General features: G+C 73.0%; 7 protein-coding genes. 6 read left to right on the top strand and 1 reads right to left on the bottom strand.

Annotation, left to right across the window (positions count from 1 at the left end; translation table 11 throughout):
* Positions 1-2 precede the first annotated feature (2 nt).
* The 3 genes from KS423_RS16560 (at position 3) to KS423_RS16550 (ending at position 6,771) form a co-directional block, all read left to right on the top strand.
* Positions 3-1,871, top strand: a complete 1,869-nt coding sequence (locus tag KS423_RS16560; RefSeq protein ID WP_224279987.1) for a cellulase family glycosylhydrolase — start codon at positions 3-5, stop codon at positions 1,869-1,871.
* A 39-nt stretch (positions 1,872-1,910) separates the two neighbouring features.
* The gene (locus KS423_RS16555) at positions 1,911-3,662 is read left to right on the top strand and encodes a beta-galactosidase family protein (protein WP_224279985.1); all 1,752 of its coding nucleotides are present in this window, start codon (positions 1,911-1,913) and stop codon (positions 3,660-3,662) included.
* A 61-nt stretch (positions 3,663-3,723) separates the two neighbouring features.
* Positions 3,724-6,771, top strand: coding sequence for a glycoside hydrolase family 38 C-terminal domain-containing protein (locus KS423_RS16550; RefSeq protein WP_224279983.1), 3,048 nt, complete (start codon positions 3,724-3,726; stop codon positions 6,769-6,771).
* Between the two features lie 181 nt (positions 6,772-6,952).
* Here KS423_RS16550 and KS423_RS16545 read toward each other — a convergent pair whose 3' ends face one another.
* Positions 6,953-8,887 (bottom strand): PIG-L family deacetylase, encoded by a 1,935-nt coding sequence (locus KS423_RS16545; protein ID WP_224279981.1) that lies wholly within the window; start codon positions 8,885-8,887, stop codon positions 6,953-6,955.
* A gap of 451 nt (positions 8,888-9,338) precedes the next feature.
* Between KS423_RS16545 and KS423_RS16540 the strand changes: the two genes are divergently transcribed.
* The 3 genes from KS423_RS16540 (at position 9,339) to KS423_RS16530 (ending at position 13,547) form a co-directional block, all read left to right on the top strand.
* On the top strand, positions 9,339-11,717 hold the full coding sequence (locus KS423_RS16540; protein ID WP_224279980.1) for a phosphoketolase: 2,379 nt from the start codon (positions 9,339-9,341) through the stop codon (positions 11,715-11,717).
* Positions 11,718-11,762: 45 nt separating this feature from the next.
* A complete protein-coding gene (locus KS423_RS16535; RefSeq protein ID WP_224279978.1) occupies positions 11,763-12,560 on the top strand; it encodes a universal stress protein in 798 nt (265 codons plus the stop codon).
* Positions 12,561-12,689: 129 nt separating this feature from the next.
* On the top strand, positions 12,690-13,547 hold the full coding sequence (locus KS423_RS16530; RefSeq protein ID WP_224279976.1) for a universal stress protein: 858 nt from the start codon (positions 12,690-12,692) through the stop codon (positions 13,545-13,547).
* The last annotated feature ends 87 nt before the right edge of the window (positions 13,548-13,634 follow it).

Genomic DNA, 13,634 nt, shown 5'->3' with positions numbered 1-13,634 from the left:
CCCTGCCCACGGCCTCGCCGGCCGCCTCGCCCGCCGCCACCGCGGCGCCCACCCCGCTGACGGGTCCCCAGCTCGCGGCGTCCTGGACCGGACCGCTCAGCACCCGCGGCCGCTACATCGTCGACGCCGGCGGCAACCGGTTCAAGCTGAAGGCCGGCAACTGGGCCGGCGCGCAGGGCACCTGGCAGGGCAGCGGTTCCACCACCGACCCGGCGAACAACCAGGCCGGCCAGGTGTCGTACAACATCCCGCTCGGCCTGGACCGGGTCCCGCTCGGCGAGATCCTCACCGGCTTCCACGGTCTGGGCCTCAACGCCGTCCGGCTGCCGTTCGCCGATGCGATGATCCACGACACCACCCCCGTACCGGACGCGGCCGTCGCGGCCAACCCCCAGCTCAAGGGCCTGACCCCGCTCCAGGTGTACGACGCCGCCGTTGCCGCGCTGACCGCCGACGGCTTCGCGGTGATCCTCAACAACCACACCACCAGCTACCGGTTCTGCTGCGGCCTGGACGGCAACGAGCGCTGGAACAGCGGCCAGAGCACCCAGCAGTGGGAAGCCGACTGGCTGTTCCTGGTCAACCGCTACAAGGACGACAAGCGCGTGGTCGGCGCCGACCTGCGCAACGAGGTCCGCCGGGACGTCTGGGACGACCCCAACTGGGGCCGGGGCGACAGCCACGACGAGTACGCCGCCTTCGAGGAGGCCGGCAACCGCATCCTCCAGGCCGACCCGGACATGCTCGTCGTCATGGAGGGCATCAACTGGCAGGGCATCCCGACCGACATCACCCCCCACGGCCGCCCGATGCTCACCCCCGTCGCCAACCTCTCCAACACCCTGATCAGGTCCGACAAACTCGTCTACGCCGCGCACTTCTACGCCTACACCGGCCCCGCCAACACCGGCGCCACCAGCGGCCCCGGCGTCACCCACGACCCGCGCTACCAGGACCTCACCCCCGACCAGCTCGCCCGGGTCGTCGACCAGGAAGCCCTGTTCGTCACCAAGTCCGGCCAGCACTTCACCGCGCCCGTGTGGATCAGCGAGTTCGGCGCCGCCGGCCGCGACGAGACCGACACCAAGGAGAAGGCCTGGTGGACCGCCTTCACCGACATCCTGGTGAAGAACGACACCGACTTCGCCGTCTGGCCCCTGGTCGGCTGGGCCGACGCCACCGGCAAGCCGCAGGACAGCTGGGCCCTGCTCTCCTACACCGCGACCGGCACCCGGACCGGCCTGCAGGACCCCGGCGACTGGCGCGCCGCCGACTGGAACAAGCTCGTCAACGCGCCCGGCCTCACCGGCCCCGTCGCACCCACCCCGCGCTGGAACATGCTCGACCTCGACTTCGGCGACCAGATCACCTCCGCCCGGATGCTCAGCCGGCCCGACTGGAGCGTCGGCAGCCGCAAGGGCGTCTGCCCCGACACCCAGCGCCTGATCGCCCTCGGCCGCAGCGACGGCCGCGGCCTGTGCACCGACAGCGCCCAGCCCCCCGCCAGAGCCGGCGCCTACGTCACCGTCACCGGCTGGACGAACACCGCACAGGGCGACTGGGCGCCGGGCTACGACAAACTCCAGTGCCCCGACCAGTACTACGCGATCGGCTACAGCGAGCGGACGAACTCGATGACCGCCCTGCTGTGCGCCCCCTCCGCCGCCACCCTGCCCACCACCGGCCGCGTCGTGTGGTTCGACCACGGCGACAACCGCCCCGCCGGCGCCGGCTCCACCGCGAGCGACTGGGCGCCCGGCTACTACAAGGGCCAGTGCGCCGACAACGAGTACATCGCCGGCGTCGCCGACACCTGGCGCTACAACGAGTACGGCGTGCCCGACGCCCTGCTCTGCCGACCGCTCGCCTGACGCACCGCCACCCCGCCGTCACCTGAGGAGAGCCAGGCCATGCCCCTGGAGATCGCCGCAGACGGATTCCGTCTCGACAACCGACCGTTCCGCATCATCTCGGGCGGACTGCACTACTTCCGTGTCCACCCCGAGCAGTGGGCCGACCGGCTCCGCAAGGCACGCCTGATGGGACTGAACACGGTCGAGACCTACGTCCCCTGGAACCTGCACGCGCCCCGGCGCGGCGAGTTCCGTCTGGACGCGGGTCTCGACCTGCCCCGCTTCCTCGACCTCTGTGCCGCCGAGAACCTCCACGTCCTGCTCCGCCCGGGCCCCTACATCTGCGCCGAATGGGACGGCGGCGGCCTGCCCGCCTGGCTGCTCGCCGAGGACGGAATCGCCCTGCGCAGCCGCGACCCGCGCTTCCTCGCCGCCGTCGACGAGTACCTCGGCGCGCTGCTCACCGCCGTCGAACCACACCTGGCCGGCAAGGGCGGCCCGGTCATCGCCATGCAGCTGGAGAACGAATACGGCGCCTACGGCGACGACACCGCCTACCTTGCCGAACTCGCCGCACTGCTGCGCCGACACGGCGCCGACACCCCACTGTTCACCAGCGACCAACCCGCCGACCTGGCACGCGGCGGCCTGGACGGCGTCCTGCGCACCGCGAACTTCGGCAGCCGCGCCGAGGCCGGCCTCGCCGAACTGCGCACCCACCAGCCCGAAGGCCCCCTGATGTGCGCCGAATTCTGGATCGGCTGGTTCGACCGCTGGGGCTCCGCCCACGTGACCCGCAGCGCACACGAGGCCGCCGACGAGCTGGACCGGCTGCTCGCCACCGGAGCCTCGGTGAACCTGTACATGTTCCACGGCGGCACCAACTTCGGTTTCACCAACGGCGCCAACGACAAGGGCGCCTACCGGCCCACCGCCACCTCCTACGACTACGACGCCCCCCTCGACGAGGCCGGCGACCCGGGCCCCAAGTACGCCGCCTTCCGCGAGGTGATCGCCAGGCACGCACCGGTCCCCGCCGCCCCGCCGCCCAGTCCGCAGCCCAAACTCGCCGCCGGCAGCGTCTACCTCACCCACACCGCGAGCCTGCTGGAGCAGGCCGACGCCCTCGGCCCGGCCGTCGCCGCCGACCGGCCGCTGACCATGGAACAGCTCGGTCAGTCCTTCGGCTTCGTCCTCTACCGGACCGAACTCCCCTCCCCGGGGCCGTGCGTGCTGCACGTGGAGCAGGCCCGCGACCGCGCCCAGTTCTTCGTCGACGGGCAGCCGGTCGGTGTCCTGGAACGGGAGAACCGGGAACACGCCCTCGCCTTCACCATCCCCCGGGCCGGAGCGCGGCTGGAGGTCCTGGTGGAGAACCAGGGCCGGGTCAACTACGGGCCCGGCATCCACGACCGCAAGGGCCTGCTCGGCGAGATCAGCGCCAACGGGAAGGTCCTGCGCGACTGGTACAGCCGACCCCTGCCCCTGGAGGGGCCGGACCTGGACGCCCTGGAGTTCACCTCCGTAGCGCCGCCCCCCGTCGGGCCGGCCCTCCACCGCGGATGGGTGGAGATCGACCGTCCCGCCGACACCTTCCTCGTACTCGGCGGCTTCACCAAGGGACACGCCTGGATCAACGGCTTCGCGCTCGGCCGTTACTGGTCCCGGGGCCCGCAACGCACCCTCTACGTTCCGGCGCCGGTGCTGCGACCCGGCCGCAACGAGGTCACCGTGCTGGAACTGCACGCCGCGGCAGGCCGGACCGTGGAACTGACGGACCGCGCCGACCTCGGACCCACCGAGGAGTAGATCCCGTCCGGTGCCCCGCCCACGCCAGAGGACCCCCCACCGAACCGGCAAGGAGCAAACGGTGCACGACAACCGCCGCGTGATCGAGCAGCGCCTCACCCGGGTCCTGGACCAGCGCCTGCGCCCCGCCGTGCACACCGGCGCAGTGCCGCTGGCGGTGGCGGTCTGGGACGCGCCGGGCGAACCCGTCCCGGTCGGGGTGGGGCTGGCCGCCCCGTACCGGCCGGTCGCCGTCGGCCACCGCTGGGGGCCGCCCTGGTCGACCAGCTGGTTCCGGGTCACCGGGCAGGTACCGCGCGAGTGGGCCGGCCGGCGCGTCGAGGCCCTGGTCGACCTCGGCTTCGACAAGACCGGCGCCGGCTTCTCCAGCGAGGGCCTGGTCCACCGGGCGGACGGCACCGTGGTCAAGGGACTGCACCCGCGCAACGCTTGGATCCCGGTGGCCGATCCGGCCGCCGGCGGTGAACAGGTCGCCTTCCACATCGAGGCGGCCGCCAACCCGACCTTCGACCACTTCGGCGAGTTCCACCACGCGCCGACACCGCTCGGCCGACGGCCGCCCTGGCTCACCGGCGGCGGCCCCCCGGGCGAACCGCTGTACCGGCTGCTGCGGGCCGACCTGACCGTCCTCGACACCGACCTGTGGGACCTGGTCCAGGACCTCGACGTCCTCGACCAGCTGATGCGCTCCCTGCCGCTGGACTCGCCGCGCCGCTGGCAGCTCCTGCGCGCCGCCGACCGTGCCCTGGACACCCTCGACCTGCAGAACCCCGCCGCCGGCGCCCGTGCCGCCCGTGAGGCCGTCCGCCCCGCCCTGGCCGCACCCGCCACCGCCGGCGCGCACCGCATCTCCGCCATCGGCCACGCGCACATCGACACCGCCTGGCTCTGGCCGCTGCGCGAGGCCGAACGGAAGGTCGCCCGGACCCTCGCCAACGTCACCCAGTTGATGGACGAGCACCCCGGATTCCGGTTCGCCATGTCCCAGGCCCAACAGCTCGCCTGGATGAAGGAGAACCGCCCCGGGATCTACGCACGGGTGCGCGAGAAGGCCGCCGCCGGACAGTTCCTCCCCGTCGGCAGCCTCTGGGTGGAACCGGACACCAACATCACCGGCGGCGAGTCCCTGGTGCGGCAACTGGTCCACGGCAAACGCTTCTACCAGGACGAATTCGGCGTCGAGACCGCCGAGATGTGGCTGCCCGACACCTTCGGCTACAACGCGGCCCTGCCACAGCTGATGAAACTCGCCGGGATCCGCTGGTTCCTGACCCAGAAGATCTCCTGGAACACCATCAACCGGTTTCCGCACCACACCTTCTGGTGGGAGGGCATCGACGGCACCCGGATCTTCAGCCACTTCCCACCCGCCGACACCTACAACAGCGAACTGTCCGGAGCCGAACTCGCCCACGCCGTCAGCACCTTCCAGGACAAGGGCACCGCGGACCGCTCCCTGGTCCCGTTCGGGTACGGCGACGGCGGTGGCGGTCCCACCCGCGAGATGCTGGCCCGCGCCGACCGACTGGCCGACCTGGAAGGCTCACCGAAGGTCGCCATCGAACACCCCGCCGCGTTCTTCACCCGCGCCCACCGGGAGTACCCCGACGCGCCGGTCTGGCTCGGCGAGCTCTACCTCGAATTCCACCGGGGCACCCTGACGAGCCAGCTGAAGACGAAACAGGGCAACCGGCGCAACGAGCACCTCCTACGCGAAGCCGAGCTCTGGTGCGCCACCGCAACCGTGCACGCCGGCCGCGCCTACCCCTACGACGCGCTCGACCGCCTCTGGAAGACCGTCCTGCTGCACCAGTTCCACGACATCCTGCCCGGCTCCTCGACCGCCTGGGTCCACCACGAGGCCGAACAGGCCCACACCGCCATCACCGCCGAACTGCGCACCCTCACCGACGCTGCCCGACACGCACTCGCCGGACCCGGCGACGCCACCGTCGTGTTCAACGCGGCACCGCACACCCGCGGCGGCATCCCGGCCCTGGGCGCCGCACTCCGCCCCCACCAGGCCCACCCGCCCGTCGACCCCGCACCGTCCGGCAGGGGCTTCGTCCTCGACAACGGCCTGATCCGGATCGAGATCGACGAACGCGGCCTGATCACCTCGGCCCGCGACCTCCGGGCCCACCGCGAAGCCCTCCCGCCCGGCACGGCCGCCAACCTGCTCCAGCTCCACCAGGACTTCCCGAACGAGTACGACGCCTGGGAGCTCGACGCGTTCTACCGCAACACCCGCACCGACCTGCTCGAAGCCGACTCGGTGACCGCGACGGGTGCCGGCGTCCGGGTGGTGCGCACCTTCGGCGACTCACGGGTCGAACAACTGCTGACCCTGCCCGCCCACTCCCGCCGGCTGGACATCGACACCGACATCGAATGGCGGGAACGCGAGAAGATCCTCAAAGCCGCCTTCCCGCTGGACCTGCGAGCCGAACACTCCACCGCGGAGATCCCGTTCGGCCACGTGAAACGCCCCACCCACACCAATACCAGCTGGGACGCCGCCAAGTTCGAGATCTGCGCCCACCGCTTCCTCCACCTGGAAGAACCCGGCTGGGGCGCAGCCCTTCTCAACGACTCCACCTACGGACACGACATCACCCGGGCCGTACGCCCCGACGGAGGCACCACCACCACGGCCCGGCTCTCCCTGCTGCGGGCCGCGCGCTACCCCGACCCCGACGCCGACCAAGGACACCACCGGCTCCACTACGCCCTGCTGCTCGGCGCCGGCATCGCCGACGCCGTCCGCGAGGGCTACCGGACGAACCTCCCCGAACGCGCCGTACCCGGCTCCCGTCCGGTCACCCCACTGGTCGCACTCGACACCCCGTCGGTCGTCGTCGAAGCCCTCAAACTCGCCGACGACCGGTCCGGCGACGTGGTGGTGCGGCTCTACGAGGCTCACGGCGCCCGCACCAGAGCCCGGCTGACCACCGGCTTCCCCCTGGCCTCCGCCCACCCCGCCGACCTCCTCGAACGACCACTCGCCGACCCCGCCGCCCTCGACACCACCCACCTGCCGCACCGAAGCGTCGACCTGACCCTGCGCCCCTTCCAGATCCTCACCCTCCGCCTGCGCCCCGCCCGCTGACGGCCCACCGGGAGGGTCCCAGGGCCGCGGCCTGTCCGACGACCCGGGCGGCGACGAGCGGTCATCGGCCTTGAACGGACCGAGGCGCCGTCCCTCCGGCAGGAGTGGACGGCGCCTCGCTGTGAACCGTCCCTCGCCGGAAGGAAGGGACGGCCGGGTCCCCGGCCGGCGGGACCCGCGGTCAGAGCGGCAGGACCTGCCAGCCGCCGAAGGTGGTGGCCGTCGTGCCCGTGCGGTAGCAGACGCGGCCGTCCGTGCCGATGGCGAACACGTGGAGGACACCGCCGCCGTCGACGATTGCGGCCGGGTAGTCGAGGACGGTGCCGCCGAGGTCCTGCCAGGCGCCGTAGCCGGAGTTCGGGGCGGTCTGGGCGGTGGTGCTCACGCCGCCGCCGCGGTTGCGCTCGAACAGGACGACCCGTCCGCCGAGGGTGGCCGCCGCCGGCTCGCCGACTCCCCCGTGTCCGCCGAGGGGGGCCGGGGACTGGCTCCACGACCCGCCCGGCTGAGTCTGGTAGCCGACCAGCATCGCGCCGGTGCCGACCTCGCGGTAGGCGAGTTCGATGCGGCCGTCCTGGTCGAGCGCTGCCTTGGGCGGGCTCGCCGGCCGGGCGTTCGGGATCGGGCCCGGGCCGCTGAAGGCGCCGTTCGGGGCGGTCTGCCACCAGTTGACGATCCCGGTGCGGGTGCCGGCGAACACCTCGATCCTCCCGGCGCCGTTGCGGATCGCGGTGACCGGGTCCTGGAGATCGGTGCCGCCCAGGTCCGTCCAGGTGCTCGCCCACACGCCGCCCGGGGTGGTCTGCCGGATGTTGCTGAGGCCGCCGCCGCCGTTCTTGACGAAGAGCTCCAGCCGCCCGTCCTGGTCGCCGGCCACCACGGGCACGCCGACCTGGTCCTCGTTGCCGAGCCCGGCGTTGGGGTTGCCGTGGTCGGCCCAGCCGTTCCACCACCAGCCGTTGGGCGTGCCCTGCGGCAGGGAGACGATGTGGTGGTCGGTCAGGCGGCGGGCGAAGACCTCCAGCCGGCCGTCGGCGTTGGTGCCGACGGCTATGCCCGGCGCCAGCCGCCCGCCCGGGTCGGCCATCCGCACCGGACCGCCCCAGCTGCCGTCGCCCTGACGCCAGTACGTGTAGAGGGCGCCGGCCCGGACGACGAAGACCTGCGGCCGGCCGTCCTGGTTCAGCCCGGCCCAGGAGGTGCCCCGCGACCAGCGGTAGTACATCCGGGAGAACCAGGCGTCGGAGTAGTTCCCCGAATGGTCGTGGCCGGCGTACTCGGAGACGAACACGCCCTTGGCGCCGACCGTCGCCGGGTCGAGGTTCACCGGGGAGTCGCTGATGTTGTAGTCCCGGTAGTTCACCTGGATCAGCGTGCCGCCGTACAGCCGGGCCGCCTCGCCGGCGAACTTCGCGGCGGCGACGTGGTCCGAGTGGTCGCCCGTGTAGCGGCTGTCCGGGAGTTCGTCCTGGGCCCTCAGCACGGTCGGCTGGTACGCCACCATCAGCTGCCGCAGCACCTCGACGACGTCCGCGGCCGTGTAGGTCGACGGCCCGGACAGCGGGCTGCCGACCGGGACGACCGTGGTGTCGGTGCCGCCGGCCAGGACGCCTCCGAGCCCGGCGTCGTGCAGGTTGAGGAAGATCAGGTGCACCGGCCGGCCCTTGAGGACGTACCGTTCGACCTGCTTGCCCGCGACCGTCCACGCCTCGGCCGTCCAGTGCCCGACCTCGTCGGTCCCCGGGTCGGTGTCGCCGACCCCGGTCATCCGGGAGTAGGCGTTGACGGCGCCCATCTGCCGGTTCCAGGTGCGCAGCGGGTCGCCGGCGGTGTCGTAGCAGGCCGTGGCGCACGGGTCGCCGGTGATGTTCCCCGCGGTGACGAACACCGTGACGGACGGCGTGCCGTTGGCGAGGGCGTTGGACAGGTCAGGGTTCATGAACAGGATGTCGTCGTCCTCGTGCGCGACGACCTGCATGACCAGCGGCCCGGAGCCGGCGGCCGCGGCCGTACCCACGGCCGCAGCCGCGCGGGTCGCGGTCCCCTTGGCCAGAACGGGCGCGGCGAGGGCGGTGAGTGCGACGGAGGAGAGGAGTTGCCGTCGTCCGATTGCCATGTGATTCCCCCCAATTCGAAATCGGCATGTGATCACGCCAGGAGGAGGCTAGCGCATTGTCGATCAGGAAAGGCCGTGGACCGTATCTCGCGATTTTGCCAAGGGGGAAGGCCAATTGACGCGGAATCACGGTTGCTTCGTCCGCTTCCTGCTCGTCGAGCTCATTTCCGGACAGGACCGTTCCTTCGTCGAACCGGGCGCCACCGGCTGACCGCGTACCTTTCGCCTTTCCGCGGAATCCTGAGGGTGCTGCCGTGCGCCCCGCCCCGGCCGGACACGGGGCGGGCCGGAGCGCTGTGCCGTTCGGGTGAATGCCGTGGACAGCGGGACCATCGGCCCCTCGCGGCTCGCCGAGTGTGGCCTGTTCGGCCCTGCGCGGGCTTCGGCCGAGGGGGGAGGATCGGATACGCCCACCGTCGGCGGTTCCGACAGACCTGAGGAGAACCCAGCCATGTCCCTCACCCCCAGTCCGGCTCCCGGTGGACCCTCCGAGGAGGAGGTCCGCGCGCTCGACGCCCACTGGAGGGCGGCCAACTACCTGTCGGCGGGCCAGATCTACCTGATGGCCAACCCGCTGCTGCGCGAGCCGCTGCGCCCGGAGCACATCAAGCCCCGCCTGCTGGGTCACTGGGGCACCTCACCCGGCCTGAACCTGGTCCACACCCACCTCGACCGGGTGGTCAGGGCCCGCGACCTGGACGCGGTCTGCGTCTGGGGGCCCGGGCACGGCGGGCCCGCCGTGCTGGCGAACTCCTGGCTCGACGGCAGCTACACCGAGACCTACCCGAGCGTCACCCGGGACGCGGACGGCATGGCCCGGTTGTTCCGGCAGTTCTCCTTCCCCGGCGGCGTGCCCAGCCACGTCGCCCCCGAGACACCGGGATCCATCCACGAGGGCGGTGAACTCGGCTACGCGCTGTCGCACGCCTACGGCGCCGCCTTCGACAACCCCGGCCTGCTGGTCACCTGCGTCATCGGCGACGGCGAGGCCGAGACCGGACCGCTGGCGGCCTCCTGGCACGGCAACAAGTTCCTCGACCCGGTGCACGACGGCGCCGTCCTGCCGATCCTGCACCTCAACGGCTACAAGATCGCCAACCCGACCGTGCCGGCCCGGCTGCCCGAGGCGGAACTCGACGCGCTCCTGCGCGGCTACGGCCACCTCCCGCTGTACGTCACCGGCAAGGACCCGCTCACCGTCCACCGGGCCATGGCCGAGGCCATGGACACCGCACTGGACCGGATCGCCGCCCTCCAGCACGAGGCCCGTGCCGGGGGCGATACCCGGCGCCCGCAGTGGCCGCTGATCGTGCTGCGCACCCCCAAGGGCTGGACCGGCCCCGCGGAGGTCGACGGAGTGCCGGTGGAAGGCACCTGGCGGGCTCACCAGGTGCCGCTGGACCAGGTGCGGGACAACCCCGCCCACCTCGCCCAGCTGGAGGCGTGGCTGCGCTCCTACCGGCCCGAGGAACTCTTCGACGAGCAGGGCCGACCCAGCGCCGAGGTGCTGGCCTGCGTGCCCGAGGGCGACCGCCGCCTCGGGACGAACCCGCACGCCAACGGCGGTCTACTGCTGCGCGACCTGCCGATGCCGCCGCTGGAGCGCTTCGCCGTGCCCGTCGACAAGCCCGGTGCCACCCTGCACGAACCCACCCGGGTCCTCGGCGACCTGCTCGAACAACTGATGGCGGACACCGCCGAGCGCCGAGACTTCCGCCTGGTCGGCCCGGACGAGACCGCCTCCAACCGGCTCCAGGCCGTCTACGCGGCCACCGGCAAGGCCTGGCAGGCGCAGACCCTGCCCGTCGACGAACACCTCGCCACCGACGGCCGGGTGATGGAGATCCTCTCCGAACACACCTGCCAGGGCTGGCTGGAGGGCTACCTCCTCACCGGCCGCCACGGCCTGTTCTCCTGCTACGAGGCATTCGTCCACATCGTCGACTCCATGGTCAACCAGCACATCAAGTGGCTGCGCACCACCCGGGCCCTGCCCTGGCGCGCCCCCATCGCCTCGCTCAACTACCTGCTCACCTCCCACGTCTGGCGCCAGGACCACAACGGCTTCTCGCACCAGGACCCCGGCTTCGTCGACCACGTCCTCAACAAGAGCCCCGAAGCCGTCCGGGTCTACTTCCCGCCGGACGCCAACACCCTGCTCGCCACCGCCGACCACGTCCTGCGCAGCCGCGACTACGTCAACGTCGTGGTCGCCGGCAAGCAGCCCTGCTTCGACTGGCTCACCCTCGACCAGGCCCGCACCCACTGCGCCCGGGGCGCGGGGATCTGGGAGTGGGCCGGCACCGAGGACGGCAGCCGAGAGCCCGACGTCGTGCTCGCCTGCGCCGGGGACGTCCCCACCCAGGAGGTCCTCGCGGCCGCCCAGCTGCTCCGCCGCCATCTGCCCGACCTGGCCGTCCGAGTGGTCAACGTGGTCGACCTGGCCCGGCTGATGCCCGCCGAGGAGCACCCGCACGGCATGCCCGACGCGGAGTTCGACGCCCTGTTCAGCCGCGACCGGCCGGTGATCTTCGCTTACCACGGCTACCCGTGGCTGATCCACCGCCTCGCCTACCGGCGCGCCGTCCACCCCCACCTGCACGTGCGCGGGTACAAGGAGTCGGGCACCACCACGACGCCCTTCGACATGGTGGTCCGCAACGACCTCGACCGCTACCGGCTCGTCATGGACGTCATCGACCGGGTGCCCGGCCTCGCCGTCCGGGCCGCCGCCCTGCGCCAGGAGATGGCCGACCGGCGCACCCGCCACCACGACTGGATTCGCGAGCACGGCACCGACCTGCCCGAGATCACCGACTGGACCTGGTAGGGCTGACGTGCAACCAGGGGGGCCGACCGTCAGGAGATCAGCACCGTGGACCTGCCCGTCGCCGTCGGAGTCGACGGCTCCGACCCCAGCCTGGCCGCCGCCGACTGGGCCGCCCGCGAGGCGCTGCTGCTCGGCCGCGCGCTGCGCGTCCTGCACGCCCTGCCGCTGACGCCCCAGCTGCTCCCCGGCCGGCCCGCCGGGCGCGGGCCGGACCCTGATGCCCTGTTGCACGAGGTCTGCCACGTCCTGGCGGTGCGCTACCCCCGGTTGGAGATCCGCTCCGACGAGGTCCACGACCTCGCCCCCGCGGCGCTGCTGGCCGCGGGGGAGGACGCCGAACTGCTCGTCGTCGCAGCCCGCGGTACCGGCGGCTTCCCGGACCTGCGGGTCGGGTCCACCGCCCTGCACCTGGCCGCCCGGGCCGGCTGCCCGACCGTGGTGCTGCCGGTGGACCCGCCGGGCCCGGATCCGCGCGAGCAGATCGTGCTCGGGCTGGACGCCCGCCGACCCGCCGAGGCGGCCCTGGAGTTCGCCTTCGCCGCCGCACACCGCCACGGACTGCCGCTGCGGGTCGTGCACGCCTCGGCCACCGGCGTGCCGGAGGACGAGGACGGACTCCTCGCCCGCGTCCTCGCACCGTGGCGGGCCGCCCACCCCGAGGTCGAGGCCGTCCCGGAGAGCACGGGCGCGGGAGCGGGCCCGGCGCTGGTGGAGGCGTCGGCCAAGGCCCGACTGCTGGTGCTGGGCAGGCGGCCCGTGCTCCTGGTCGGCGCACTCGGCCCGGTCGGCCACGCCGTCCTGCACCACACGCTCTGCCCGGTCGCCATCGTCCCGGAGGCGTGACCGGGACCTTCGGGCCGTCCTTGGGGCTGCTCGGCCCCTGGGACCGGCCTGCGGCGACCACGATCATGGATCGCACACCGGGTCGCCGGCATCCGCGCCGCGACCGTCGAACCAGGGAGGGGCGTCACCATGCCGGACGCCGTAGTGGTCGGAGTCGACGGATCGGAGCCGAGCACGGCCGCCGCCGAGTGGGCCGCCCAGGAGGCGTACCGCAGCGGCAGGCCGCTGCGGCTGCTCCACGCCGGGGACGCGGGCTCGCCCGCGCCCGGGGAGGCCGACCGCGGTGACGAGCCGCTGCCGCCGTCGGTGCTCGCCACCCGGGACCACATCGCGAGCGTGCTGCCCGGGCTGGAGCTGACCTGTGAGCACGTGCCCGGGAGCCCGGCCGACGCGCTGGTCGCCGCCGGGGGCCGGAACGGCCTGCTGGTGCTCGGCTCGCGAGGCCTGGGAGGGTTCGCCGGGCTGCTGGTCGGCTCCGTTTCGCTGCGGGTGGTGGGCCACGCGAACTGCCCCGTCGTGGTGGTCCGTGCCGGGGCCGACGGGCAGGGCGGCGGCGAGGACGTGGTGCTCGGGCTGGACAGCGACCAGGCCTGCCCGGACGTCATCGCCTTCGCCTTCGAACAGGCCGCGGCACGGGGTGCGACGCTACGCGTGCTGGAGAGCCGGAAGGTGCCCGCGGGGCCGTACTCGGCCGAGGGCGTGGTCTACCAGCCGGAGGTCCGGGAGGCGTTGGAAGCCGGAGAGCTGATGCGGCTCCAGGAGGCCCTGGCTCCCTGGCGGGAGAAGCACCCGGAGGTCCGGGTGCAGGCCGAGCTCGCCGCCTGGTCGGCCGGGCGGGCGCTGGTGGAGGCCTCCAGGAGCGCCCGCCTGACGGTGGTGGGGCGCCGCCGGCCCAGGCTCCACCCGGCCGCGCCCTGGCTGGGCTCGGTCGCCCACGCCGTCCTCCACCACGCGCACAGCCCGGTCGCGGTCGTGCCGCACGACTGAGGCCGGCCCCGTGCACGGCCGTGGGGGGGGGGGCGCGCGGGCGGGCCCCCCCGCCGGGGGGGGGGGGCGGCGGGCGCCGCGCGGGGG

It is taken from the genome of Streptomyces sp. LS1784, assembly GCF_020103755.1.
In the GTDB taxonomy this organism is placed as follows: Bacteria; Actinomycetota; Actinomycetes; order Streptomycetales; family Streptomycetaceae; genus Kitasatospora.
Note: the sequence above shows the minus strand (reverse complement) of the source record. Positions and strands in the feature narration are given on the sequence as shown.

What these genes read in the sequence shown, in the direction of transcription:
- KS423_RS16555 (WP_224279985.1), top strand. Translation starts at nt 1,911, where the DNA reads ATGCCCCTGGAGATCGCCGCAGACGGATTCCGTCTCGACAACCGACCG.
- KS423_RS16545 (WP_224279981.1), bottom strand. Translation starts at nt 8,887, where the DNA reads ATGGCAATCGGACGACGGCAACTCCTCTCCTCCGTCGCACTCACCGCC.
- KS423_RS16540 (WP_224279980.1), top strand. Translation starts at nt 9,339, where the DNA reads ATGTCCCTCACCCCCAGTCCGGCTCCCGGTGGACCCTCCGAGGAGGAG.
- KS423_RS16530 (WP_224279976.1), top strand. Translation starts at nt 12,690, where the DNA reads ATGCCGGACGCCGTAGTGGTCGGAGTCGACGGATCGGAGCCGAGCACG.